A 23,298-nucleotide genomic window follows, 5' to 3' on the forward strand; every position below is an offset into this window, starting at 1 on the left:
CACCAAATCTCTCCATCGCTCCTTGGTTGGCAAAATCTCATACTTTGGAGGGAGACAGAGAGGAGGATAATGCTGCTTTCACTTCAGTATCTGAGGATTTCCGGAAGGGAGACCGTCACAAATTCAATACCCCGCCGGATTGTTATGCACCAAAACGCAGCAAGGCCGGACATCATCCGGCCTTGTTGGCTATTGCTTTAGTTTGAAAGCATCAGCTTTTCGGCAGCTTAAAGGTCCAGACCATGCCACCCTGGTTGAAGTCTTTGACGCGTTTGGCCACGTCCCCCCCCCAAAGCGGCACGGCACCGCCCCAACCGGAAAGCACGGACACATACTGCTCACCGTCCATTTCCCAGGTCACAGGGCTGCCCACGATGCCAGAGCCAGTGTTGAACTTGTAAAGCAGCTCGCCAGTCTTGTCATCGAAGGCCATCAGATAGCCTTCCGGGTTACCCGTGAACACCAGACCACCTGCCGTGGTCATCACACCGCCCCACAGTGGCGCGTAGTTTTTGTATTCCCAGACACGCTCGCCGGTCTTCGGATCGTAAGCACGTAGTGCGCCAATGTACTCATCATTGAGTGTTCTGATGGTAAAGCCCGCACCGAGGTAAGCCGCGCCTTTTTTGTAGGCGACGGGCTCATTCCAGATATCCATTTTCCATTCATTGGCAGGCACATAGAAGAGGCCGGTATCTGGGCTGTATGCCATTGGCATCCAGTTTTTCCCTCCGAGGAAGGAAGGGACTGCCTCTACCGTTTTGCCTTGCTTATCACCGGAAGGGTCTCCGGGACGGTTGTCTTTGACGTAAAGCGGACGGCCTTTGTCATCAAGCCCCGTCGCCCAACTGATTTCATTCACGAACGGGAAGCCGCGGATGAAGTCTCCATTAGTGCGATCAAGCACATAGAAGAAACCGTTACGGTCAGCGGTTGCAGCCGCTTTCACTTTCTTGCCGTTTTCGGTGTAATCAAACGCAATCAGCTCGTTCACACCGTCGAAATCCCATCCATCGTGCGGCGTGGTCTGGAAGTGCCAGACAATTTTGCCGTCATCCGGGTCGATCGCGAGACGTGAAGAAGAGAAGAGGTTGTCGCCCGGACGCATGTGAGAGTTCCAAGGCGCAGGGTTACCCGTGCCGAAGAATAAAAGGTCAGTGTCGGCATCATAAGTACCACCTAGCCAAGGTGCTGCGCCGCCGCTTTTCCAGAGGTCTGCTGGCCAGGTTTTCCCTGGCGCACCGCCCGAGATCCCGTTTTCAGTTTTCTTACCGTCTTTCCAGACGTAGCCCATGTGGCCCTCGACCGTTGGACGTTCCCAGACCAACTTACCGGTTTTTGCGTCATAAGCTCTCACCTTACCCACGATACCAAACTCACCGCCTGATACACCGGTGATCACTTTGCCTTTCACCACAATGGGTGCCGCAGTGATGGAGTAGCCATCCTGGTAATTATCAACGGTTTTTTTCCAGCGGGTTTTACCGGTTTTCGCATCCAGCGCCACAAGCTTGGCGTCCAGCGTACCGAAGATAACCAAATCGTCGTAAAGCGCGACACCACGGTTAATCACGTCACAACAGGGCATGATGCCATCCGGCAGGCGCGCGTCGTATTGCCACAGCTCTTCACCGGTTTTCGCATCAATCGCGAACACGCGGGAATAGGAGCCCGTGATGTACATAACGCCGTCTTTGACCATGGGCTGGCTTTCCTGACCACGCTGTTTTTCCCCACCGAGAGAGAAGGCCCACACAGGACGGATTTCTTTGACCGTCTCGCGGTTGATGGTGTCCATCGGGCTGTAGCGCTGACCACGAAGCCCAAGACCATAAGTCACCACGTCCTCTGTGGTCTCCTGATCGGCGAGGATGTCTTTGTCCGTGACACCCGCGTAAACGGGCGAAGCCGTCATCGCGAGCGAGAGTGCGGCATAGAGTCCGCAACGTTTAAATGACTTAATTGTCATAGGGATACCTCATTGTTGGCTGAATGCTTAGGTAAGCAAGCTCTGTCGTTTTAGTCATGCCTGTCCTGCCCCCGCATCGCCATGAGGGAGAGTTCGGTTCGCGAGACGTAACAGGCTGTTTGGAATTACGGTGTCTGTGCAATAGCCCCTTCATCGGCGACATCAGGCTCAGGGCGGAAGCGTTCAGGGAGTTTGAAATCCACCCCGAACTGCTCACCCCACCGGACAAAGTCGCCGTTGTTGATATGAACCATCACAATGTCTTCCAGTGCGTAGGCCAATTGACGGTAGTTCGAGTGCACCGCAATACCGAGCTCCCATTCGCTGCGCCCCAGAAGTGGGAACGCGAGCTCAGTGAGTTGCTCGTTGGCTTGCGGCTTTTTGTTGTTGTGATGCAGCCATTCCAGCTGCGAAGCAGTGCCCATGACGATAGAAACTTCGCCATCGTTGAGCGCTTGAAAAGCGTCGGGGGTAGAGGGATAAGTGCGGCTTTTTTCGCGGAAACGTCCGCCATAGGCCGTGGTCACGAAGAACTGGGGAACCGTGTCCACTTCAACACCCACCGGGTGATACATAAAACGGGCGGCAGTTTGTGGTCTGTCGAGCTTGGCCGCATCGAAAGCCATCAACCAACGCTCTTGCTGGTAGGGTGCGAACATATGTACCAGTTCATGCGCGGGATGACCGATATCGTCACGTTTCATCGCAAATTCACGGTCATACGGCACCCGTAGCATCACGTCGGCTTTCACCCGCTGGCCGTCTTCGCTGGTAAGATTCATCCCCTTCCAAAGGTAGTTGCGCATGTCATCTTCGACCGTTTCGTCTGGCGTCATCCAGCGAAGGTCGAGTTCGACATCCAGCCCCTTAGCGAGTGCTTTAGCAAGCTCGACATCAATGCCCGCCGGATTTCCATTCTCATCCTTGAACGAGTACGGCGGGAAATCGTTGTAGACCGCAATGGCAATCACGCCGCGGGCTTGAATATCGTCAAAGGAAAGCGCCTGGGATGGCGCAGTCAGCGCCATGCATAGCAGCAAGCAAAGTGTCCGAATGACAGTGACCAACTTCATCCCGTCGCCCTCCTGTTAACCGTTATCCGGTGCCACAGATTCCAGCCAGGTGCGGATCGCCCAAAGTGCTTCCTGGTTGAGGTGTTCGGTCATTTTCGGCATGTAAACCGCACCATTTCGAACCGCCCCATTCTGAACACGATAGACATACCACTCGTCACCGTCATAGTCCGGCTCGAGCATGCGAAGGTCTGGCGCGATACCGCCCGAAATGCCTTCAAGACCATGGCATCGTGCACAGTTCTGGTTGTAGGCCGATGCACCCAAGCGCTCAATTTCCACTTTCACATCACCATCCAGCTCTCGGTAAGGGTTGGTCTCAGACCACTCTTGTCCAAGCGTGGGAATGGTGGAGGTATCAATGGATTGTGGGGTGACATCCCCGTGGGCGAATGCCAGTTGGGTACTCAGCACAGAAACCAGTGCCACGGTAGTCAGAATACAAATATTACGTTCAACCTTTTCCATGTCTCTCGACTCCTTAATTGGTCAGCGTTGGAAAAAGTGTAGGAGCGGCGAGAGTTTGAGGACATGGTACAAAAGCGGGGGTATTCCTCATTCTTTGGGAGGATTTTTTAAAAAGTCTCGTTCTTGTTTTTGGCAAATATGCCAGCGCTGCATACAGTAAAAAACGTATGCGACGACGGAGCAGTATTTGCGATGGATAAAGCAATAAGACAAATTAAAACAATATATTACACCACTTCACTGCTGGTATTCCTTAGCTGGCTACCTTTCTCTTCCCATGCATCAGTTGAGGTGGAGATAGGGCTGTTGAGAGTACCGGTTGAAACCACCACTGCTGTTCCGGACTACCTTGCTGAGCCGGAAAGCAATGGAGAAGCAGGGGCAGAGCTCGCGGTGAATGATGCCAACGGCACAGGGAAATTTCTGGGGCAAAAATATTCATTTCGAGCGGCAACCAACGACGATATTGACGTGCTGAATACCACCGCGAAAGCCTGGTATGACGAAGGGGTGAGATATTTTCTTGCCGACCTCGACACATCTTCTTTACAAGCGATCCGTAAAGCACTACCGGAGGATGCGCTGCTGTTTAACATCGGCAATCAGGACGATGCATTAAGACGCGATGTTTGTCTCTCGAACACTCTGCAAACTGCACTTAGCTATACCATGCGCGCTGACGCCCTTGCGCAGTGGATGCGGGTTCGCCGCCTTAATAACGCCTTCTTGGTCTCCGGTGTATCAGACGCTGATAAGGCTTATCTTTCCGCAGTGAAAAACGTATTCAAGAAGTACAACCTCAAAGTCGTCGAAGAGAAAGTCTGGAATTTTGATACTGACCTTCGCCGCACTGCTTCAGCAGAACTTCCACTTTTCACCCAGGCAGATGACTACGACTTGGTGTTGGTGATTGATGAGGGCAACCTGTTCGGTCAACACCTACCCTACAACACCTGGCTTCCCCGCCCTGTGATCGGCACACATGGTCTGCGGGCCGACGGCTGGCATTACGTCATCGAGCAATGGGGTGCGATCCAGCTTCAGAACCGCTTTACCAAGCAATTCGACCGCCCAATGACGGCCAAAGACTACGCAGGATGGGTGGCCGTTCGCTCCATTAATGAAGCGGTGACCGTGCTCAACAAAGGCGATGTGAAAACTGTTTTGCCTTTCATCATGAGCGACAAATTCCAGCTTGCGGCCTATAAGGGTCGAAAGCTGACCTACCGACCATGGAACGGTCAACTCCGTCAAACCGTGCCTTTGTTTGACTCGCAAGCACTGGTGGCAAGCGCCCCATTTGAGGGTTTCCTTCATCCACGTAACGAGCTTGATTCGCTCGGTATCGATGAAGCACAGAGCCAATGCCGCCAGTTTTAACTTTGTGTTATCGAGCAACAGCTAACAATAAGGACATCACAATGAATTATTCGAAATCGATTCTCGCCGTGATCTTCTCGGCGCTATTATCCACTCCCGCTTTGGCAAAGGAGGTGGCTTATGTGGCAAACGAAAAGGATGACACCGTCAGTGTGATAGACATGGACACGATGGAAGTGATTGACACCATTGAGGTGGGTGATCGGCCCCGCGGTGTGGAACTCAGTAAAGACGGTACCAAACTGTTTATCTGTGCCAGTGAATCCGACACCGTACAAATTCTCGACCTTGCCACCAACACCATTGTTGGCGACCTTCCTTCTGGCGATGATCCTGAGCTCTTTGCCCTGCATCCTGATGGCAACCGCCTATACATTGCTAACGAAGACGACGCCCTGATGACAGTGGTCGATATCCCAAGCTCCAGCGTGATCGCTCAGGTGGAAGTGGGTGTTGAGCCAGAAGGCGTAGCCGTGAGCCCAGATGGAAAAATCGCCATCATCACCTCTGAAACCTCCAACATGGCGCACTGGATTGATACCCAATCTAACCAGATGGTGCATAACACTTTGGTTGATGCCCGCCCGCGTTACGCTGAATTTACGCCAAGCGGTGAGCAGCTTTGGGTAAGTGCTGAAATTGGCGGCACGGTAGCGGTGATCGATACCGACACCAAAGAAATCATCAAGAAAATCGGTTTTGCGCCGAAAGGCGTCCACAAAGACAAAGTGCAACCGGTCGGTGTGAAAATCACGGCGGATGGCAAAACTGCATTTGTCGCATTGGGACCAGCAAACCATGTTGCCGTCGTTAATACTGAGACCTTGGAAGTGGAAGATTATCTTTTGGTTGGGCGCCGCGTGTGGCAAATGGCCTTCAACGGCGAACAGGACAAATTGCTGGCGACAAATGGCGTGAGTGGCGACGTGTCGATCATTGACGTTCCGAACCGCAAGGTGGTGAAAACCGTCAAAGTGGGTCGCTATCCCTGGGGAGTGGCTGTTGGTCAAGCGGAATAAGGAGAGGTGAGACACCTGACATGATTGAAGTTTCCGGTTTGTCTCACAACTATGGTTCGCGCTGCGCCCTGAGCGATCTCTCCTTTACGCTTGGGCGCGGCCTTCATATGCTTCTTGGCCCAAATGGTGCTGGGAAAAGCACCCTGTTTTCCTTGCTCACCCGTTTAACGCCGCTCCAACAGGGCGAAATCGCTTTGCTAGGAGAAGTACCATCCCGCCAGACCATGGCGAAGCTCGGCATGGTGTTCCAGCAAAACACCCTCGATCTCGATTTAACCGTAGGCCAAAACCTCAGTTATTACGGCGCGCTTCATGGCTACAGCAAAAAACAGAGCCTCGAAAAAGCTGAGCCTCTTTTGACGCATTTTTCCCTTACTGACCGCATAAACGATAAAGTCCGCACCTTAAATGGCGGGCATCGGCGTCGCACCGAACTTGTCCGTTCATTAATGCATTCACCCTCTATTTTGTTGTTGGATGAACCCACCAGCGGGCTAGATCCTAAAGCAAGGGCTTCACTGTCTGAAGCAGTAAGAAGCCTTTGCGAGCAACAGCCATTATGTGTGCTCTGGGCAACTCATCTGATTGAGGAAGTGGATGACCATGATGATGTATTGATTCTGCATCGCGGCACCTTAAGAGCGCACAACAAGGCCAGTGAACTCAGATCCTTGCACCAGCATCCCACGCTTACGAAAGTCTTCGCCACCCTGACCTCAGATAACGAGGGGGACGGCCGATGAGCTATTGGTATGCGTTTGTCGGGATTTGCTATCGCGAATGGCTGCGTTTTTTCTCCCAACGGGCCAGGTTTGCAGCAAGCCTTGTCAGGCCACTTTTGTGGCTCGTCGTATTTGCGGCAGGTTTCAGGGCAGCGCTTGGAATTGCCATCATGGAGCCCTACGCCACTTACATCAATTACGAGGAATATATCCTGCCCGGTCTTTGCGCCATGATTTTGCTGTTCAATGGCATGCAAAGCTCACTGTCGATTGTCTATGACCGGGAAATGGGCAGCATCAAGGTGCTTTTGACCAGCCCACTGCCGCGCCCTTTTTTGCTGCTTTCCAAACAAATCGCCAGCGCTTTGGTGAGTGTGCTTCAGGTCGGTGCCTTTTTGGTGATTGCTGCGTTGTATGATAGGCCACTGGATCCCATGGGTTATGTGCTGGTGATCCCCACCCTTTTCCTCGTCGCCTTGATGCTGAGCGCCTTGGGCATTGTCATCGCCTCACGCATCAAACAACTGGAGAATTTCGCCGGGGTGATGAACTTTGTCATCTTCCCGATGTTTTTCCTTTCTTCGGCGCTGTATCCACTTTGGAAAATGCAGGAAGCGAGCATCTGGCTGTATGAAATCTGCCGTTTCAACCCCTTTACCTTTGGCGTGGAACTCATCCGGTTTTCGCTGTATCAGCAATTGAATATCACCGCCCTACTGGTGGTGACTGGCTGTACACTAGCGTTTGTGATTCTCGCCGTCGCCGGTTTCCAACCTGTGAAAGAACAAGGAAAACCTGGCGGAAAACCGTAAGCAAACCAGCAGTTTTCGCTAAACCGAAGACACAAAAAAACCGCGCCTTTGCGCGGTTTTTTCAACGTTTTCAGGGCTTAGAAGTTGAACTCTACGCCACCGAAGAAACCGTCGTTATAGAACTTACCTGGGGTATTAAAGTAAGCAAAATCGTAATCCTGAACGCGGTAACCCGCTTTGAAGTTCAGATCAGCGGCAACTAGACCCAGAGTAAAGAGCACACCCGCTTCTGCATCAACGGTGCTGGTGTCGTCGTAGCTACCAAAGCTAAAGGTACCAAACAGAGAAACTGGGGTTGCTGGAATGCCCAGACGCACATCAGAGTAAACCGCTGGCTGCCACTCATCGAAGTCATTATTACCAAAACAACCATCGAATTTTTGTAGGTTTAAGCCGATATCGAAGGAGATCAAGTCGTTGTCCAAGATCTCGTAATAAGCGATCAAATCGTACTGAGTGAACTCAACCTTTGGAGTGGTCTCGCCTTTCGAATTAACACCGGTATAACGGATTTTCGCATTAGGCACGAGTGGAATAAAGTGTTCGAAAGCGGCGTAGTAAGAACCTTGAACGTTAGTATCATCTGCGCGGACATCATTGACTTTCGCATCTGCATACCATGCATCAGCACCCGCTTTAGCCCCTAAAAGCACAGCTGCCTGTGCAGGCATTGCAAATGATCCAGCTACGGCAAGTGCAACAAGAGAAAGGTTTAGTTTTTTCATTGAAAGGGCTCCGCCTTACATTCTTTCGGTTTATGGTTTGCGTCGACTATAGCAAAACCATGGCAAAGATTCCGCACAAACTGCCGGAAATTCATGCGGAATCTTTTATGCTACTAGCAAGCTTCTTTCATTATAGTCACGTTTAGTATCGACGTGCTCGATGGTAACGGCGTGAGCGTTTATAGCAGTAATCGCGCGCTTGTGAAGCTGTTTTATCACGGCCTTTGAGCAACCAGACAATCACCGCAGCCAACAAAATCCATGGCAGCATTTTGAATACCAGGCCAATCATACCTGCCAGTGCCATCACGATAAATCCCACCGCTATTGCAGCGACAATACCCAGAAAGCTGATACCCGTTGCTAACAGTGCAATCGTAAAACCAACAATAAACAGAAACTCGATCATCATACCCTCCTAAGGTCAGTGACTCTTTCTTGTTTGTATACCCAAACGACCTGGAGATGCTCGCATTCAGAGGTCATCAATGCGTTCAATTCGAGGCAAATTCCACGAGGAATAGTCGCTCTATTTCCGTGGTATTTAACAAAGAAGTGGGCGCATTGAAGGCCTCCCTCCGGGCGAGTTGACTGACGCAGTGCTCTTTGTTGTTCCTTTTTGATGGAGGTGACTACACCTACAAAGGAACGCCGCAATCACAACGCCAGTCAAACTCGCTGAATCCTGCATCTTCAGGTTGTTTGGGTATATTAGTCTTTGCACGAAGCAGGCCAACTTTATCATCTCTTTTAAAACAAACAGATAAAGAAAAAGCGCCGCAGTTTGGCTGCAGCGCTTCGTTTATTCTTGGTAAATTTTACCGACTATTGCGTCAATTTTAACCAGCCGGATTTACACATCCAGATGTGCGGGGATTTTCGCCAGTGCGGCTTCCAGCACTTCAACGCCTGAGCCTGGTTTGTGCGCATTTTCACTGATGTATCGACGCCATTGACGAGCACCTGGCATGTTTTGGAACAAGCCCAGCATGTGACGGCTAATATGATTCAGGTAAGTGCCCTTACTCAGTTCCGCTTCAATGTAAGGGAACATGGCTTTTACAGCATCACTGCGTTTGATGATTGGTGCATCACCACCAAAAAGGCAGTTATCCACTTCTGCCAGCATGTACGGGCTTTGGTAAGCCTCACGGCCAATCATTACGCCATCTAGATACTTCAGATGCTCTTCCGCTTCTTCCAGAGATTTAATACCACCGTTGATCGCCATGGTCAGGTGCGGAAAGTCTTTCTTAAGTTGGTAAACGCGTGGGTAATCCAGTGGCGGAATTTCACGGTTCTCTTTCGGGCTAAGGCCAGAAAGCCACGCTTTTCGGGCGTGAATCGTGAAGTTATCACAGCCGCCTTTCTCGCTCACTGTGCGCACGAAATCGACCAGAAACTCATAGCTGTCCTGATCATCGATACCGATGCGGGTTTTTACGGTGACCGGAATATCAACCACTTCTTTCATTGCCGATACGCATTGCGCTACCAGTTCCGCTTCGCCCATCAGGCAAGCACCGAAACGACCATTTTGAACGCGATCAGACGGACAACCCACGTTAAGGTTGATTTCATCATAGCCGCGTTCGACAGCCAGTTTGGCGCAGGTCGCCAAATCCATAGGGTTTGAGCCACCCAGTTGCAGCGCGACAGGATGCTCTTCTTCGTTAAACGCCAGAAAGTCACCTTTGCCGTGAATGATGGCACCCGTGGTGACCATCTCGGTGTACAGCAAAGCGTTCTTAGACAGAATACGGTGGAAGTAGCGGCAGTGGCGGTCAGTCCAATCCAGCATCGGAGCCACACTGAAGCGCGCTGACGGGTAGGACACACCCTCAGACACAACGCCTGATGATGAGTTTTGGATGTCAGTTGTTTCGTTCAGCATGGATAAACCTCATTGCACTTGGTTACGCAAAAGCACCGTCTTATACAGTACCTGATAAAAAAGTGTGCGGATTCTACCCTAACTCGGGCGTTTGCCCAAGTCGTGAAGGTGCAGTGCTTTCACATCCATTCTGGCGCTAGAAACATAAAGGGCATAGCCCGCGGCTATGCCCTTCATTTTCTGAAGATTTACCCATCGTCACACAGGGCACCCTTCCAGTTTGTATATCGCGTACCCTTTTTCATCGATCTCGCTATCAAACTGAGGCAAGTCAGCGGTGGTGTGGCAAAAAGCACAGTTGCCAGATTTTACCATGGCATCCGCCTCGCCAATCTCAGCCAGCCAAGCTTTAGCATATTTCACCGCTAACTCATCGCTTTTCTCCCGAAGCAACACATCAAAGTGTAGGATTTTCCCAGAAGATGAGGTCGCGTAGGTGTCGTAAACATGTATTGCCATTTCTACTTCCTTATTAAATGCTTTAAAAATAGTCACTCAGTTCAGTTGAGAAACACCTCTTCAACAATCAGTCATCACATTGATTTTATTGAAAATACTAGAATTTAAGACCACTACTCATAGTCATGCCTAATTTTTCATTATGAGATATCGCTCCAAATAGTTTCGCATCGAAACTATAATCAATTTACGCACCCTGCTAGAATTGTCAACTAAGAGTTGTAGTTTCGAATAAAAACTGTCCTCCAACAGAGACAATACATGAGCAACATCAATCCATTAACTGACATCTTGGAACGCATTGTCACCCTGCACCGAAATGAAGTGCGTCTTGTGGGTGTAGAGTATGGCCTTCATCCAGTGCATCTTGAGGTGCTGTATTACCTTTCCCGCTGTAACAAATTCAGCGACACCCCCGCTGCTGTCACCGAGTTTCTGGGGATCACCAAAGGTACAACCTCTCAATCCATCACCTTGTTGGCATCGAAAGGCTTTTTGACCAAGAGAAAAGATCCGCATGATCGTCGCGTCACCCATTTGGTATTAACGGAAAAAGGCGAAGAAATCGCGAAAACCGCGATTCCTCCCACAGTGCTGAAAAATGGATTGGAGCAGTTAGGCGAAAGCCAACAAGCACTGAGAGAGCTACTTGAGACTCTGCTACGTAGCATGCAAAAAACCACCAATAGCGCCAGCTTTGGGCTTTGTAAAACCTGCAAATTCCATCAACCCATTGCTGACGGTAAGTTCTTCTGCACGTTAACCAAGGAAACGCTCGATGCGGCAGGAAGGGAGCTGATTTGTCGGGAACACACGCTCGACTAGCACTCAACCATTTTGCTAGAAAGCGCGATCACGCACTGGTTGTCGTCGCCATTCGATGATTGAGTATCATCTACAATTATTCAAAGGCAAACAGCGGTCACGGCTTGGCGGGTGCGTGAATTGTTTGCTGTGATAGAATATTGCCCTCAGCCTGATTTTTGAGGTCTTATGGCCAATCTTTCACAACTAATTGCCCGAGCTCAGTCACTTTGTGAGCAGCGCGGTGTTCGACTGACAGCACAGCGCGAGCGGGTATATGAGATTATCGTCCAGAGCAAAAGGGCGATTAGCGCCTATGATTTGCTGGATGTATTGCGGGAAACAGAGCCGCAAGCCAAACCACCCACGGTTTACCGCGCGCTCGATTTTTTGCTTTCTCAAGGCTTTGTGCACAAAGTGGAGTCAACAAATAGCTTTATTGCTTGCTGCTTGCCTGGACATGAGCAACATTGTTCACAGCTATTGATTTGCGACTCATGTGGCACAGTTGAAGAGTGTCACACTGATACACTGTCGACAGCCCTTCAGCAAAAAGCCAATCAGGTTAACTTTGCGGTGAATCATCACGTGGTTGAAACACATGGAACCTGTCACACCTGCCAGGTAGCGACACAGAAAATGCAGTAGGACGGTAAAGAACTATTATGCGCGCTGAATTTGTAAACCCTTTTTTGTCTTCGTTGGTGAACGTGCTGACCACCATGGCGCAGCTAGAAATTACGCCCAAAAAACCTCAGCTAAAGACATCTGAAGTCGCCAAGGGCGATGTGTCCGGTCTTATTGGCATGGTCGGCCCAAAGACCAAAGGCTCTTTCTCTGTGACCTTTGAAGAAGAACTGGCGCTGGAAATCATGAACCGCATGCTGGGCGAAAGACCCACTTCTATTGATGCGGATGTCACCGACATGGTGGGCGAAATCACCAACATGGTGACTGGTGGGGCCAAACGCCTACTGGCGGAAAAAGGCTTTGATTTTGATATGGCGACCCCGATTGTAGTCTCTGGCCGTGAACATACCATCACCCATAAAAGCGAAGGTCAGATCATCATCATGCCGTTCGATTCCGAATTTGGCCGTGCCTATATCGAAATTTGTTTCGACTAAGCCGAAAATACCCTCATAAAAAACGCCGCATCAATGATGCGGCGTTTTTGTTTCTGACATTCAAACTTCAGCGGTTATACCAATCACAGTGGGTAGGTGATCAGAAATGGCGCAGGAAAACGCTCGAGAACAAGGCGGAAAATTTCGATAAGTAGTTATTCTACAATTAAATTTTTCAACGCAGTTATCGAGCATTTTAACAAACTAGGATGAGCAGATATTTACTACGATTGGTATTATGCACGCCACTGTTTGAACGCATTGATCAAACCATTGGTTGAGCTGTCATGGCTGGTCACTTCATCCTGATCCGCCAGTTCTGGCAGGATTTGGTTCGCCAGCTGTTTACCCAGCTCTACGCCCCACTGATCGAAACTGTAGATGTTCCAAATCACGCCCTGTACGAAGATTTTGTGCTCGTACATCGCGATGAGGGCACCCAAGCTGCGAGGAGTGATTTGCTTCACCAAGATTGAGTTGGTTGGGCGGTTACCTTCAAATACTTTGAACGGCACCAGATCCGCCACTTCCTCAGCCGATTTACCCGCGGCTGCGAATTCTGCTTCTACCTGTTCACGGGTCTTACCGAATGCCAGTGCTTCAGTTTGCGCGAAGAAGTTTGCCATCAGTTTAGGATGGTGATCACTCAGCGGATTGTGGCTGATAACAGGCGCAATGAAATCACATGGGATGAGCTTGGTGCCTTGGTGGATAAGCTGGTAGAACGCGTGCTGACCATTGGTACCCGGCTCGCCCCAGATGATTGGGCCAGTTTGGTAATCAACTGGCTTGCCGTCGCGATCCACGTACTTACCGTTTGATTCCATGTTACCTTGCTGGAAGTACGCTGCGAAGCGGTGCAAGTATTGGTCATAAGGCAGAATGGCTTCTGATTCCGCGCCGTAGAAGTTGTTGTACCAAAGACCAATCAACGCCAGCAGCACAGGCAGGTTTTCAGTGAACGGCGAGCTTTGGAAGTGCTTGTCCATGTCGTGCGCGCCAGCCAGCAACTCAATAAAGTTGTCGTAGCCAATGGCCAGACAGATTGACAGGCCAATCGCAGACCAAAGTGAGTAACGGCCACCCACCCAGTCCCAGAACTCGAACATGTTGTCGGTATCGATGCCAAATTCAGCAACGGCTTGTGCGTTGGTAGACAGCGCAGCGAAGTGTTTCGCTACGTGCGCCTGATCTTCTGCTGACGCCAGGAACCAATCACGCGCAGACAGAGCATTGGTCATGGTTTCTTGCGTCGTGAAAGTTTTTGATGCGATCAGGAACAGGGTCGTTTCTGGATTCAGATCTTTCAGGGTTTCCGCAACGTGTGTGCCGTCAACGTTAGAAACGAAGTGCAGGTTCAGACGTGTTTTGTAAGCAGCCAGCGCTTCGCTCACCATGTAAGGACCCAGATCAGAACCGCCGATACCGATGTTCACGATATCCGTGATTTCTTTGCCAGTGTAACCTTTCCACTCACCACTGATAAGACGCTCGGAGAAACCTTTCATTTTGTCCAGTACAGCGTTAACTGCAGGCATCACGTCTTCGCCATCGACCATCACTGGCGTGTTGCTGCGGTTGCGCAGAGCAACGTGCAGTACTGAACGGCCTTCAGTGTGGTTGATCTTTTCACCACGGAACATCGCTTCGATAGCGCCTTTTACTTCCGTTTCATCAGCCAATGCGAACAGTTTGTCCAGCGTTTGCTCGCTGATCAGGTTCTTTGAGTAGTCCAGCAAGATATCGTTGCCGAATTGCACAGAGAACTTATCGAAACGGTTTGGATCGTTGGCGAAAAGCGAGGTGAGGGTCAAATCCTGCGCATCTTCAAAGTGAGCCGTCAGCGCTTTCCACGCTGCGGTTTGCGTCGGATTGATGGACTTCAACATAATCATTGTTCCTTTGTAGACAGAGTCTGTTATCGCGGGCACTGCCTTCCCACGTTACAGAGGTAGACCGCCTTGTTTAGGGGCAGCCTCCAGAATCGCATAATGGTATACCCAAACTTCCTGAAGGTGTAGGTTTCAGGGTACCTGAGTACAAGATGTCACCGACATCAACTCCAAGTCCTGTATACTTTTAGCCGCATTCAAATATCGCCGCTAGATTACAGGCACCAAGGGCGTGACAGTTTGCCACGAAAAAATTGCTGCTATCTTGCGCTAGGTCAGTGACGACCTATTAACCAACTTGAACTCGCAGCGTCACGCACTCTACCCAAAATTTTTAAAGCAGGTTGTTTTAAATGTGGACACAAAAAACAATTAGCCTACGTCCCCGCGAGAGAGGTTTCCACCTGATCACCGACGAAGTGGTAAAACAATTACCGGAAATTCGCAGTCTGGATGTCGGCTTGGTGAACCTGTTCATTCAACACACTTCGGCCAGTCTGACACTCAATGAAAACGCTGACCCAACGGTTAGAAGCGATATGGAAGCGCACTTTAACCAGTTCGTGCCAGAGCGCGCATCCTACTATCAGCACACCTACGAGGGCGACGACGATATGCCAGCGCACATCAAAGCATCGCTGTTGGGCGCAAGTGTCGTTATTCCAATCAGCAACGGCAGATTGGCATTGGGAACCTGGCAGGGTATTTACCTTGGCGAGCATAGAAACCACGGTGGAGCAAGAAGAGTGATTGTTACAATACAAGGCGGGCAAAACTGATGCCGTTCAGGCGAAATGTAATGCCAGTCCATAGAAATATGAATGTCACCGCATAAACAATCTCTCATTTGGCTATGCACTTCCTATACTTTTCAAAGGACTTGGGGAGGTCAAATGCTAGAAAACGTCAAAATCACAAGAAAACTGCCGCTGGTTATCATTTCTTTCGCACTGATATCTTCAATTAGCACAGGAATGATGAGTTATAAGTTCGCTTCAGAACAGCTCATCCTCTCTGCCGAGTCAAAGCTTGTTGCATTGCTCGACTCCAGAAAGGAATCGCTACTCCAGTACTTTGATACGGTAAAACGTGATCTGTTTATTCACGCCCGCTCACCTCAGACACGAGATGCGGTGGTTGAAATCACCGAGGCATGGGCAGATTTAGGAAGCCAGCAGCAATCAACCCTTCAATCGCTTTATATTACTGATAACCCATTCGATGTCGGCCAGAAAGAAGCTTTGCTGAACGCCGAAGATGGTTCTGCATATAGCCAAGCCCATAAAAAATATCACTCTTTCTTCCGTAACCTAGCTGCTGAGCATGGATACTTTGATATTTTCCTCGTCGATAAAGCAGGCAATATCCTTTATACCGTCAAAAAAGAAGATGACTTTGCCACCAATCTTCTCAATGGTAAATGGAAGGACACTCACTTGGCCCGCGCATTTACTATGGTCAATAAGAATCCTTCAGTAGGTAATGCCTACCTCACTGATTTCGAAAAATATGAGCCCAGTTTTAATCAACCTGAAGCCTTTTTCGCGACACCAATACACAAAAATGGTGAGGAGTACATAGGCGTCCTCATCTTCGAAATGCCAATTAAATATATCAACAGTGTCATGCAAATCAGCGCGGGTATGGGGGAGACCGGTGAAACCATTCTGATTGGTTCTGATGAGCTGATGCGAAGCAATTCCCGATTTCTTGATGGAGAAAATATTCTGGAAGCCTCTGTTCATACCGAGTCTGCTGTGAAAGCACTCAGCGGTGTTTCTGGCGTTCAGTTTGAGGAAGATTACAGAGGGATGGAGGTACTCAGTGCCTATGCTCCTTTTGACTTTATGTCACTCCATTGGGCAATCATCGCTGAAATAGAACGAGACGAAATATTGAGTCCTCTTCGCGTTTTTGTTAGTGCATTAGCCTTTTCTGTGCTGGCAGGAACAGTCGTTATTTTTATCGTCGGGTATTTTCTTGCTTCAGACATTGCAAAGCCGATCGCTGCCATGTCATCAATGATGAACCGTATTGCTAATAATGAATTGGACATCAACATTTCTGTATCAGAGCGGAAAGATGAAGTCGGCCACATGGCCAAAGCGCTTGAGATATTTAAAAGCAATGCCATTGAAAAAGATAAGCTACAAAAAGAGCTGACTTATATGGCACACCACGACATGTTAACAGGACTTCCAACAAGGCAGCTCATTACAGATCGCCTACAAGACATGACAAAAAATTACAGCAAAGAGCAATTCCCGTTTGCAGTTATGTTTGCTGATCTCGATAACTTTAAAACCGTAAATGATACGCTGGGTCACCATATTGGTGATGAGGTTCTCAAGGCAGCTGCCCGAATTTTTCAGGAAGCATTACGTGATGGTGACTTTGTTGCCCGAATTGGTGGTGATGAATTTGTGCTGTTGTTTACTAACCTTCGCGAAGCTGATGAAGCGATGGAGATCGCCGAAAAGCTGGTCGTATCTATTGAAACCGGCCTGAAATTAGTCAGTGCAACTATCCCCGTAACTCTGAGTCTTGGAATTGCGGTGTGCCCCGACGATGCCGAAGATACCACTTCATTGATCCGGCATGCTGATGAAGCCATGTATCGAGCCAAGCAAAAAAGTAAAAACTGCTGCAGCCGATAGACATATGCCGCCCGAGGGCTAAGGGTTCAGTCAGCTTTGACTAGGGCTGTATTCGCGACATTCCTTTGTAGGTGTAATCGCCGCGATGAATAAGTAACAACAAAGAGGGCGGCATCAGCCCATTAGCTCCCGAGGGTGAACTTCATGTTCACCCTTTCTGATTCGTGATTCCGAGAAAGAATCTCACCAATATTTAACCAACTAGTTTATTGAACAGCTATGATGACAAAAGTAGACATAAAATATCCTTTCAAGAAGATTTAATAATTAATCGATAATTCATACTTTTTTATTATTTTAATCATTTTTTATGAATTATTTTGCAGTCAATTCCTAATTAAATGCTTATGCCCCACACACTTATTTCCTAATAACTTCTTAAAAAAATACGCTTATCATCTTTCATCAACAATTCGTTGGGACATTTCAATACACTCCTCTTATCGCTACTGTTTCATAAGCGAGAACACAAAAATTAATCGACCATCCTGATATAGCTAATCAGGATGCATATATTTACAAACCACCCATGGATTATAAATATGACAAAAATAAAAAAATCACTTCTCGCTTCAGCAATCATTACTGGAACATTGACTTCCGCGCAGGCATTCGCCAACTGTGCCGGTAACGTTTATTCCATGAATGCAGGTCGCGGACATATCGGCATGCTGCTTGATGTAAAAGAAGCCAAGCAGATGTCCAGCCAATACTATGCCGATGCGGTTGATCGTTCGATTTTTCATTCGCGAACACGCTTTAGTGCTTCCGGCATGTCTTACGATCGCGTTACTGATCGTCTGTATTACGCCAGCGCACCTCAGCCAAAGTCTTACTATGTGGATCTTCCCGAAGGAACCTTCACCGATGAAGAGCTTAAAAGCTTAGATCTGCACGCTAACCGCATAGAAAGCTATCAATTGGCGTATATGGACCCGGCAACAGGCCAGCATGTCGCAGGTCCAACCGTCAATAAGCAGATCATGCGCATGGCATTTGATCCAGACTCTGGTGAGCTTTATGCGTCAGACGCCAGAACCATTTTCAAGGTCAACCCAACAACAGGTGAGACCACACACATCGCTGATTTTTCTGACGACTTAAAATTTGGCGGCTTTACCAGCTGGGGCGATTTTGTGTTTCAGGACGGTGAGCTGCTGTTTGTGACCAATAGCCGCACCTTTGTGATTAATATCACCACAGGTGCACAAACCCTGAAAGCATTCCACTTTATTGATTTTGTTGCGGCAGCAACGCTGGATCAAAACGGACAAATGCTGGTTGCCGCCAAGAACCAAAACGTTTCAGGTAACGTGAACAGTAATCACCTGTTCCGCGTCAAACCGTCTACCGGCGAGAAAAAAGCAGTTGGCCTGTTCCCATCTCGCATCAGTGGTATGGCAACCGTGACCTCAGAAGATCACACCTGTTACGAGAAAACCGAATTCGCCAGCGATTTGATCCCTCAGGTCACTGGTGTGTCGCTGACATCAAACAATGTTGCTGAAGGCGAGTCTGCGTTCTTCGTTATCAACCTGGATAAAGCCACGACGGATGCCAACACCAAACTGCGTGTGGCACTGAAAGACGGCAGCGCAGTGTTAACCAGTGATTACCTGAACACCGCTTCACTTCTGTTTTCTGACTTTACGACAGGTTCGGCAACCCTTTCTTCAACAGGTACTGACATTACGCTTCCACAAGGCGTGACTTCTGTGCGTATTGAAGTCCCGACAGTTGAAAATGCGGTGCATGAAGCTGATGAAACCTTCAGCCTGGATGCTTGGGTCAGCACAGATAAGAGCGATCTCACCTCCGCCACTGTGACCGTGACTGATGACGATCCCGCTGAAGTGGGCATCAAACTCTGTAGCAATGGCGGCTGGGTAACACCGACCAACTCGCTGACCTGGTGTTCGGAAACAGACACCCGTACCACGATTGGTGATTACCATAACTCGACGCACAGATCGGTTTACGAAGGGACTGTCGCGGGCTTGGCAACGGGCAAAGCCACAACGCTCAACTACGACATTCTTTCTACCCAATACATTGGTGGTCTGTCGAAGCTGAGAGTGGAAATTGACTATGGCAGTGGCTGGCAAGTGATTGGTAACTACCGTTCACAGGTTTACTCAAAACCAACGACAGTTTCCTACACCTATGACTTTACCCCGTCTGCTGCTACGGCGAAGTTCAGACTGACCTGGGATATTGTGTCTGACTACAATGGTGGCGGTGACGATATCTCCATCACGCTGCACAAGTTCAGCCAGTAAATAAAACTGAAGACAAAAGCCCCGAACTGAGTTTGGGGCTTTTTCTTTTATCAGAAGGGCTGGTTAATCATTACCCGGAAAATGCTTTCCTCTGAGCCCGCAGCCATCTCTGAGCGCACGACAATACCTTCCACCTGAAAACGCACTGCTGCGCCGGCGCTCCATTTCATATCACTGTGTAGCTCACTCAAATCGTACTCATCCGCTACCCGGCCAACATCAGTGAATAGCACCCACTGCCACCATGGCACGTCATACCAATTGAAAACGGGTAACTGGCTCAGAGACTACCATTCCGGCAGAAAAGCCCAAGGTTTCAGTGTAGGAGACAAACGGAACCACTTCAATATCCAACGATTCCGGCTCTGGGTGATTTGATGCCAGAACGCCATTTTGAAAAAGCAATAATGGCAAAGATAAGAAAGCCGTCACGCGGGTTACGGCTTTAGAAAAATTCAGATTCAAAACATTTTACAACTTACACGTTAGAGCCTATTGACCTTTGGTATAAATCAAGTCAACACGGGATGTGAGATTGGTGACAAGCTCATAGCCAATGGTGCCTACATGACGGGCGATTTCTTCTACAGGGAGGTCATCTCCCCACAGGAGCACTTCATCGCCCACGCGGTCGGTCGCTTCTGGACCCAAATCAATGGTGATCATGTCCATGGAGACACGTCCCGCAAGTGGCACACGCCGGCCATTGATTATTACAGGTGTGCCATCAGGCGCAACGCGGGGATAACCATCGCCGTAGCCAATGGCTACCACACCGATTTTGGTATCACGCTCTGTCATCCAGCGTCCGCCATAACCAACCGTTTCACCTTTCTTGGCTTCACGTACAGCGATAAGGCTAGAAGTCATGGTCATCGCAGGCTTAAGTCCGAAGTCCTTACCGCAGCGCTCTGCCATCGGCGAAATACCGTAAAGGCTGATACCAGGGCGAACATAGTCAAAGTGGCTGTTTGGCCAAATCAGACTACCGGAGGAGGCCGCCAGCGATTTAAAGCCAGACTGCCCGGAAGTCAGTTCTTCAAACAGTGTGATTTGCTGCTGAGTGACTGGCTTTTCTGGTTCATCCGCGCAGCCGAAATGGCTCATAAAGTTGAGTGGTTTCGCGACATTCGGGCAGGTATTCAGTCGCTCGATAAATTCGGCCACATACTCAGGACGCACACCCAAGCGATGCATACCGGTGTCGATTTTCAGCCAAACATGGAGCGGGTGCTCCAGGTTGGCCTTTTCCAGCGCTTCCAATTGCTCGATACAGTGAACCGCCGTTTGGAGGTTTTGCGCTTCCAGTGTCGGTAAGTCCGCAGACGAATAGAAACCTTCAAGCAGAAGGATGGGTTTCACAATCCCGCCCGCGCGAAGGCTCACGGCCTCATCAAGGCGCGCGACGCCAAAGCCATCTGCCTGTGAAGAAAGTGCTCTTGCTACAGGAAGAAGACCATGTCCGTAACCATTTGCCTTAATTGCCGCCCAGGTTCGACTGTTTGGTGCCAAAGCACGGATAACATCGATATTGTGGTTCAGGGCTGCCGTTTTAATGATTGCTGTCGCCGCTTTCATAACACCTCGCGGTTAATTCTTAACAAGCCGTTTTATTCTTCGTCAAACGCTGGGCCCGCATAGTTATCAAAGCGGGAGAACTGACCCTGGAAGGTCAGGCGCACGCTACCGATAGGACCGTTACGCTGTTTACCGAGGATGATTTCCGCAATACCTTTGAGCGGACTTTCCGGGTTATAAACCTCATCACGGTAAATAAACATGATAAGGTCCGCATCCTGCTCGATTGCGCCCGATTCACGCAAGTCGGAGTTGACAGGGCGTTTGTCTGCACGTTGTTCCAGCGAGCGGTTAAGCTGCGACAGGGCCACAACAGGCACGTTCAATTCTTTTGCCAGCGCTTTTAGCGAGCGGCTGATCTCGGCAATCTCAAGGGTACGGTTATCCTGAAGACCAGGAACACGCATCAGCTGAAGGTAGTCGACCATGATCATCGACAGACCACCGTGTTCACGCGCCACGCGGCGCGCACGTGAGCGCACTTCCGTCGGTGTCAGGCCTGAGCTGTCATCGATATACATGTTCTTCTTCTGCATCAGAATACCCATGGTCGATGAAATACGCGCCCAGTCTTCATCATCCAACTGACCGGTACGGATTTTAGTCTGATCAACACGGGAAAGTGACGCGAGCATACGCATCATTAGCTGTTCGGCTGGCATCTCGAGCGAGAAAATCAGTACCGGCTTTTCCTGATCCATCGCGGCGTTTTCACACAAGTTCATCGCAAAGGTGGTTTTACCCATGGATGGACGCGCGGCCACGATGATGAGGTCAGAGCCTTGCAGGCCTGCAGTTTTCTTGTTGAGGTCTGCGAAGCCGGTCGACACACCGGTCACACCGTCTTGCGGTGATTTGAACAGAATTTCGATACGCTCAAGAGTTTTCGACAGAACATTGTCGATGTTCTGTGGACCTTCGTTTTCAGTGGTACGTGATTCTGCAATGGCGAAAACCTTGCTTTCCGCCATGTCGAGTAAGTCTTCAGAAGTACGGCCTTCTGGGTCATAACCTGCATCAGCGATTTCGTTAGCGACGCTGATAAGGTTACGCACCATCGCACGTTCGCGGACAATATCTGCATAGGCAACGATGTTCGCCGCACTTGGGGTATTTTTCGCAAGCTCTGCAAGGTAAGCAAAGCCGCCTACATCTTCTAGTTGGCTGTGTTTTTCAAGGTTCTCAGAGAGAGTGATCAGGTCAAGGGGCAGACCAGCATCCAGCAGCTGTTTGGTGCTTTCAAAAATCAGCCGGTGAGGACGGCTGTAAAAGTCTGCAGCAACCACTTTTTCCGCCACGCTGTCCCAACGCTCGTTGTCCAGCATCAGACCGCCCAGCACTGACTGCTCGGCTTCCAAAGAGTGCGGTGGCACCTTCAGGGCATCAACCTGACGGTCTTTGGGTTTGTTGGAATTAAATTGCTTGCTGCGTTGCTCTGCCATATCACTTATTACCTTGTCGATTCGACCGACATTATACCCAGAACGTCTGGCGAATAACTATCGCTAGCCGCTTTGGAGCGACCACGACTTTTTTACCTGCCAATTTAACGTGTTGCTGACGAAATGCAGGAGGATTTATATAGAATGTGGCTCCTGATGTTGTAATGGTAACCTAAATGGCGTCGTCGCTACTGAAACCGTCTCTGTTTTGTCTGGTGGCACTCCCTCTTTGTGCAAGCGCCAGTGTACCTGAACCTTGGCAATCAGAAGTCGAGCTTGGGTTCCAAGCGCTATCCGGCAACTCAGACTCAATGACCATCAATAGCCGCCTCGGGGTTAACTACACCGAAGGTCCTTACCGACACACCTCAGAAGCAAAGTTCCTGCTGGTTGAAAAAGATGGTGAGGAAGACAAGCGCAAAAGCGAGTTCGAAAGTCAGGCTAACTACAAGTTTGACCCCAAGCGCTACGTGTGGGGAAACATCAGCTTTCTTGATGATAAATACGGCCCGTATTTTAAGGATCTGACCGTTGCAACTGGATTGGGTTATCAGGCGATTTGGCAGGAAGATTTATCACTCTTGTTGGAAATTGGCCCCGGTTACCGTTATCAATCCCCAAATCTGGATGAACTGGACGACGATGACCTTATCCTGCCTCATGACGTGGAAGAGGCGATTTTGCGTGGACAGGCTGAGCTGTCCTGGCAAATGGCTAAGACCGCCCTATTTGAAGGTCGAATTACGGCAATCAGTGGACCAAGCAACACCAGTTTTGAAGCGCGGGCATCGGTATCCACCAGCCTCATTGACGATCTGGCGATTAAGCTTTCCACAACCCAAAAATACATCAGTGAAGTCCCTCCGGGTCTTGAGAACTTGGATTCGATCTTCACCGTGAATATGCTTTACAAATTCTAACTTGTCGGCGCTGGGTAACGCGTTATTTGGGATGGTATCGGTATAGAAGCATGATCCTTGCTCTTTCCTAGCATCGCT

At 49.5% G+C, this 23,298-nt stretch carries 22 protein-coding genes and 1 pseudogene; 11 read left to right on the forward strand and 12 right to left on the reverse strand.

Annotated elements, in window-relative coordinates:
* Nucleotides 1–211: 211 nt before the first annotated feature.
* From K6Q96_RS15355 to pedF, 3 genes are all read right to left on the reverse strand, one after another.
* Nucleotides 212–1,969, reverse strand: a complete 1,758-nt coding sequence (locus K6Q96_RS15355) for a PQQ-dependent methanol/ethanol family dehydrogenase (RefSeq protein WP_289623562.1) — start codon at nucleotides 1,967–1,969, stop codon at nucleotides 212–214.
* 125 nt (nucleotides 1,970–2,094) lie between these two features.
* Nucleotides 2,095–3,042, reverse strand: coding sequence for a substrate-binding periplasmic protein (locus K6Q96_RS15360; protein WP_251876729.1), 948 nt, complete (start codon nucleotides 3,040–3,042; stop codon nucleotides 2,095–2,097).
* A gap of 15 nt (nucleotides 3,043–3,057) precedes the next feature.
* Nucleotides 3,058–3,510, reverse strand: coding sequence for a cytochrome c-550 PedF (gene pedF / locus K6Q96_RS15365; protein WP_251876730.1), 453 nt, complete (start codon nucleotides 3,508–3,510; stop codon nucleotides 3,058–3,060).
* 192 nt (nucleotides 3,511–3,702) lie between these two features.
* Here pedF and K6Q96_RS15370 point away from each other — a divergent pair, with 192 nt between their 5' ends.
* Genes K6Q96_RS15370 through K6Q96_RS15385 form a run of 4 tightly spaced genes read left to right on the forward strand, consistent with a single transcriptional unit; the run spans nucleotide 3,703 to nucleotide 7,443 of the window.
* Nucleotides 3,703–4,890 (forward strand): ABC transporter substrate-binding protein, encoded by a 1,188-nt coding sequence (locus K6Q96_RS15370; RefSeq protein ID WP_251876731.1) that lies wholly within the window; start codon nucleotides 3,703–3,705, stop codon nucleotides 4,888–4,890.
* Between the two features lie 41 nt (nucleotides 4,891–4,931).
* Nucleotides 4,932–5,909 carry a PQQ-dependent catabolism-associated beta-propeller protein gene (locus K6Q96_RS15375; protein ID WP_251876732.1) on the forward strand — a complete coding sequence of 326 codons (978 nt, stop codon included), beginning with the start codon at nucleotides 4,932–4,934 and terminating at the stop codon, nucleotides 5,907–5,909.
* Nucleotides 5,910–5,929: 20 nt separating this feature from the next.
* On the forward strand, nucleotides 5,930–6,652 hold the full coding sequence (locus K6Q96_RS15380) for an ATP-binding cassette domain-containing protein (protein WP_251876733.1): 723 nt from the start codon (nucleotides 5,930–5,932) through the stop codon (nucleotides 6,650–6,652).
* Nucleotides 6,649–7,443, forward strand: a complete 795-nt coding sequence (locus K6Q96_RS15385; RefSeq protein WP_251876734.1) for an ABC transporter permease — start codon at nucleotides 6,649–6,651, stop codon at nucleotides 7,441–7,443. The genes K6Q96_RS15380 and K6Q96_RS15385 overlap by 4 nt, the downstream gene beginning before the upstream one ends.
* Nucleotides 7,444–7,520: 77 nt before the next feature.
* On the opposite strand, the gene K6Q96_RS15390 is transcribed toward K6Q96_RS15385, so the two are convergent.
* The 4 genes from K6Q96_RS15390 to K6Q96_RS15405 form a co-directional block, all read right to left on the reverse strand.
* Nucleotides 7,521–8,168 carry a TIGR04219 family outer membrane beta-barrel protein gene (locus K6Q96_RS15390; RefSeq protein ID WP_251876735.1) on the reverse strand — a complete coding sequence of 216 codons (648 nt, stop codon included), beginning with the start codon at nucleotides 8,166–8,168 and terminating at the stop codon, nucleotides 7,521–7,523.
* Between the two features lie 142 nt (nucleotides 8,169–8,310).
* On the reverse strand, nucleotides 8,311–8,577 hold the full coding sequence (gene pspG, locus K6Q96_RS15395) for an envelope stress response protein PspG (protein ID WP_251879658.1): 267 nt from the start codon (nucleotides 8,575–8,577) through the stop codon (nucleotides 8,311–8,313).
* Between the two features lie 444 nt (nucleotides 8,578–9,021).
* Complete coding sequence (gene dusA, locus K6Q96_RS15400) at nucleotides 9,022–10,062, reverse strand: tRNA dihydrouridine(20/20a) synthase DusA (protein WP_251876736.1); 1,041 nt, start codon at nucleotides 10,060–10,062, stop codon at nucleotides 9,022–9,024.
* A 198-nt stretch (nucleotides 10,063–10,260) separates the two neighbouring features.
* The gene (locus K6Q96_RS15405; protein ID WP_251876737.1) at nucleotides 10,261–10,521 is read right to left on the reverse strand and encodes a DUF2024 family protein; all 261 of its coding nucleotides are present in this window, start codon (nucleotides 10,519–10,521) and stop codon (nucleotides 10,261–10,263) included.
* 261 nt (nucleotides 10,522–10,782) lie between these two features.
* Here K6Q96_RS15405 and K6Q96_RS15410 point away from each other — a divergent pair, with 261 nt between their 5' ends.
* From K6Q96_RS15410 to K6Q96_RS15420, 3 genes are all read left to right on the forward strand, one after another.
* Nucleotides 10,783–11,346 carry a MarR family winged helix-turn-helix transcriptional regulator gene (locus K6Q96_RS15410; protein ID WP_251876738.1) on the forward strand — a complete coding sequence of 188 codons (564 nt, stop codon included), beginning with the start codon at nucleotides 10,783–10,785 and terminating at the stop codon, nucleotides 11,344–11,346.
* Nucleotides 11,347–11,514: 168 nt separating this feature from the next.
* A complete protein-coding gene (zur, locus tag K6Q96_RS15415) occupies nucleotides 11,515–11,973 on the forward strand; it encodes a zinc uptake transcriptional repressor Zur (RefSeq protein WP_251876739.1) in 459 nt (152 codons plus the stop codon).
* 17 nt (nucleotides 11,974–11,990) lie between these two features.
* On the forward strand, nucleotides 11,991–12,452 hold the full coding sequence (locus tag K6Q96_RS15420; RefSeq protein ID WP_251876740.1) for a chemotaxis protein CheX: 462 nt from the start codon (nucleotides 11,991–11,993) through the stop codon (nucleotides 12,450–12,452).
* A 236-nt stretch (nucleotides 12,453–12,688) separates the two neighbouring features.
* On the opposite strand, the gene pgi is transcribed toward K6Q96_RS15420, so the two are convergent.
* Nucleotides 12,689–14,341 carry a glucose-6-phosphate isomerase gene (gene pgi, locus K6Q96_RS15425; RefSeq protein ID WP_251876741.1) on the reverse strand — a complete coding sequence of 551 codons (1,653 nt, stop codon included), beginning with the start codon at nucleotides 14,339–14,341 and terminating at the stop codon, nucleotides 12,689–12,691.
* A 356-nt stretch (nucleotides 14,342–14,697) separates the two neighbouring features.
* Here pgi and K6Q96_RS15430 point away from each other — a divergent pair, with 356 nt between their 5' ends.
* From K6Q96_RS15430 to K6Q96_RS15440, 3 genes are all read left to right on the forward strand, one after another.
* Entirely contained in the window at nucleotides 14,698–15,123 is a 426-nt protein-coding gene (locus K6Q96_RS15430; protein ID WP_251876742.1) for a secondary thiamine-phosphate synthase enzyme YjbQ, read from the forward strand.
* A gap of 114 nt (nucleotides 15,124–15,237) precedes the next feature.
* Complete coding sequence (locus K6Q96_RS15435; RefSeq protein ID WP_251876743.1) at nucleotides 15,238–17,001, forward strand: GGDEF domain-containing protein; 1,764 nt, start codon at nucleotides 15,238–15,240, stop codon at nucleotides 16,999–17,001.
* Nucleotides 17,002–17,543: 542 nt separating this feature from the next.
* Nucleotides 17,544–19,280, forward strand: coding sequence for a YncE family protein (locus tag K6Q96_RS15440; RefSeq protein WP_251876744.1), 1,737 nt, complete (start codon nucleotides 17,544–17,546; stop codon nucleotides 19,278–19,280).
* Between the two features lie 50 nt (nucleotides 19,281–19,330).
* On the opposite strand, the pseudogene K6Q96_RS15445 reads toward K6Q96_RS15440, so the two are convergent.
* The 4 genes and pseudogenes from K6Q96_RS15445 to K6Q96_RS15460 all read right to left on the reverse strand — a co-directional run.
* Nucleotides 19,331–19,564: pseudogene (locus K6Q96_RS15445) on the reverse strand (BamA/TamA family outer membrane protein); the annotation flags it as partial.
* Nucleotides 19,533–19,745: a hypothetical protein gene (locus K6Q96_RS15450; RefSeq protein WP_251879675.1), complete on the reverse strand. Its 213-nt coding sequence runs from the start codon at nucleotides 19,743–19,745 to the stop codon at nucleotides 19,533–19,535. The gene K6Q96_RS15450 and the pseudogene K6Q96_RS15445, both read right to left, overlap by 32 nt.
* 27 nt (nucleotides 19,746–19,772) lie before the next feature.
* Nucleotides 19,773–20,858: an alanine racemase gene (gene alr, locus K6Q96_RS15455; protein ID WP_251876745.1), complete on the reverse strand. Its 1,086-nt coding sequence runs from the start codon at nucleotides 20,856–20,858 to the stop codon at nucleotides 19,773–19,775.
* 32 nt (nucleotides 20,859–20,890) lie between these two features.
* Entirely contained in the window at nucleotides 20,891–22,300 is a 1,410-nt protein-coding gene (locus tag K6Q96_RS15460) for a replicative DNA helicase (RefSeq protein ID WP_062666651.1), read from the reverse strand.
* A gap of 176 nt (nucleotides 22,301–22,476) precedes the next feature.
* On the opposite strand from K6Q96_RS15460, the gene K6Q96_RS15465 reads away from it, so the two are divergent.
* Nucleotides 22,477–23,220, forward strand: a complete 744-nt coding sequence (locus K6Q96_RS15465) for a DUF481 domain-containing protein (RefSeq protein WP_251876746.1) — start codon at nucleotides 22,477–22,479, stop codon at nucleotides 23,218–23,220.
* The last annotated feature ends 78 nt before the right edge of the window (nucleotides 23,221–23,298 follow it).

Origin of the sequence: Grimontia kaedaensis, from assembly GCF_023746615.1 — a bacterium.
GTDB classification, from domain to species: domain Bacteria; phylum Pseudomonadota; class Gammaproteobacteria; order Enterobacterales; family Vibrionaceae; genus Enterovibrio; species Enterovibrio kaedaensis.

Excerpts from the sequence above, each read along its gene's own strand:
- K6Q96_RS15390 (WP_251876735.1), bottom strand. The coding sequence starts at position 8,168 with ATGAAAAAACTAAACCTTTCTCTTGTTGCACTTGCCGTAGCTGGATCA.
- zur (WP_251876739.1), top strand. The coding sequence starts at position 11,515 with ATGGCCAATCTTTCACAACTAATTGCCCGAGCTCAGTCACTTTGTGAG.
- K6Q96_RS15355 (WP_289623562.1), bottom strand. The coding sequence starts at position 1,969 with ATGACAATTAAGTCATTTAAACGTTGCGGACTCTATGCCGCACTCTCG.
- pspG (WP_251879658.1), bottom strand. The coding sequence starts at position 8,577 with ATGATCGAGTTTCTGTTTATTGTTGGTTTTACGATTGCACTGTTAGCA.
- K6Q96_RS15380 (WP_251876733.1), top strand. The coding sequence starts at position 5,930 with ATGATTGAAGTTTCCGGTTTGTCTCACAACTATGGTTCGCGCTGCGCC.
- K6Q96_RS15420 (WP_251876740.1), top strand. The coding sequence starts at position 11,991 with ATGCGCGCTGAATTTGTAAACCCTTTTTTGTCTTCGTTGGTGAACGTG.
- K6Q96_RS15460 (WP_062666651.1), bottom strand. The coding sequence starts at position 22,300 with ATGGCAGAGCAACGCAGCAAGCAATTTAATTCCAACAAACCCAAAGAC.
- K6Q96_RS15385 (WP_251876734.1), top strand. The coding sequence starts at position 6,649 with ATGAGCTATTGGTATGCGTTTGTCGGGATTTGCTATCGCGAATGGCTG.
- K6Q96_RS15405 (WP_251876737.1), bottom strand. The coding sequence starts at position 10,521 with ATGGCAATACATGTTTACGACACCTACGCGACCTCATCTTCTGGGAAA.
- K6Q96_RS15430 (WP_251876742.1), top strand. The coding sequence starts at position 14,698 with ATGTGGACACAAAAAACAATTAGCCTACGTCCCCGCGAGAGAGGTTTC.
- K6Q96_RS15360 (WP_251876729.1), bottom strand. The coding sequence starts at position 3,042 with ATGAAGTTGGTCACTGTCATTCGGACACTTTGCTTGCTGCTATGCATG.
- alr (WP_251876745.1), bottom strand. The coding sequence starts at position 20,858 with ATGAAAGCGGCGACAGCAATCATTAAAACGGCAGCCCTGAACCACAAT.
- dusA (WP_251876736.1), bottom strand. The coding sequence starts at position 10,062 with ATGCTGAACGAAACAACTGACATCCAAAACTCATCATCAGGCGTTGTG.
- K6Q96_RS15370 (WP_251876731.1), top strand. The coding sequence starts at position 3,703 with ATGGATAAAGCAATAAGACAAATTAAAACAATATATTACACCACTTCA.
- pgi (WP_251876741.1), bottom strand. The coding sequence starts at position 14,341 with ATGTTGAAGTCCATCAATCCGACGCAAACCGCAGCGTGGAAAGCGCTG.
- K6Q96_RS15440 (WP_251876744.1), top strand. The coding sequence starts at position 17,544 with ATGACAAAAATAAAAAAATCACTTCTCGCTTCAGCAATCATTACTGGA.
- K6Q96_RS15465 (WP_251876746.1), top strand. The coding sequence starts at position 22,477 with ATGGCGTCGTCGCTACTGAAACCGTCTCTGTTTTGTCTGGTGGCACTC.
- K6Q96_RS15410 (WP_251876738.1), top strand. The coding sequence starts at position 10,783 with ATGAGCAACATCAATCCATTAACTGACATCTTGGAACGCATTGTCACC.
- K6Q96_RS15375 (WP_251876732.1), top strand. The coding sequence starts at position 4,932 with ATGAATTATTCGAAATCGATTCTCGCCGTGATCTTCTCGGCGCTATTA.
- K6Q96_RS15435 (WP_251876743.1), top strand. The coding sequence starts at position 15,238 with ATGCTAGAAAACGTCAAAATCACAAGAAAACTGCCGCTGGTTATCATT.
- pedF (WP_251876730.1), bottom strand. The coding sequence starts at position 3,510 with ATGGAAAAGGTTGAACGTAATATTTGTATTCTGACTACCGTGGCACTG.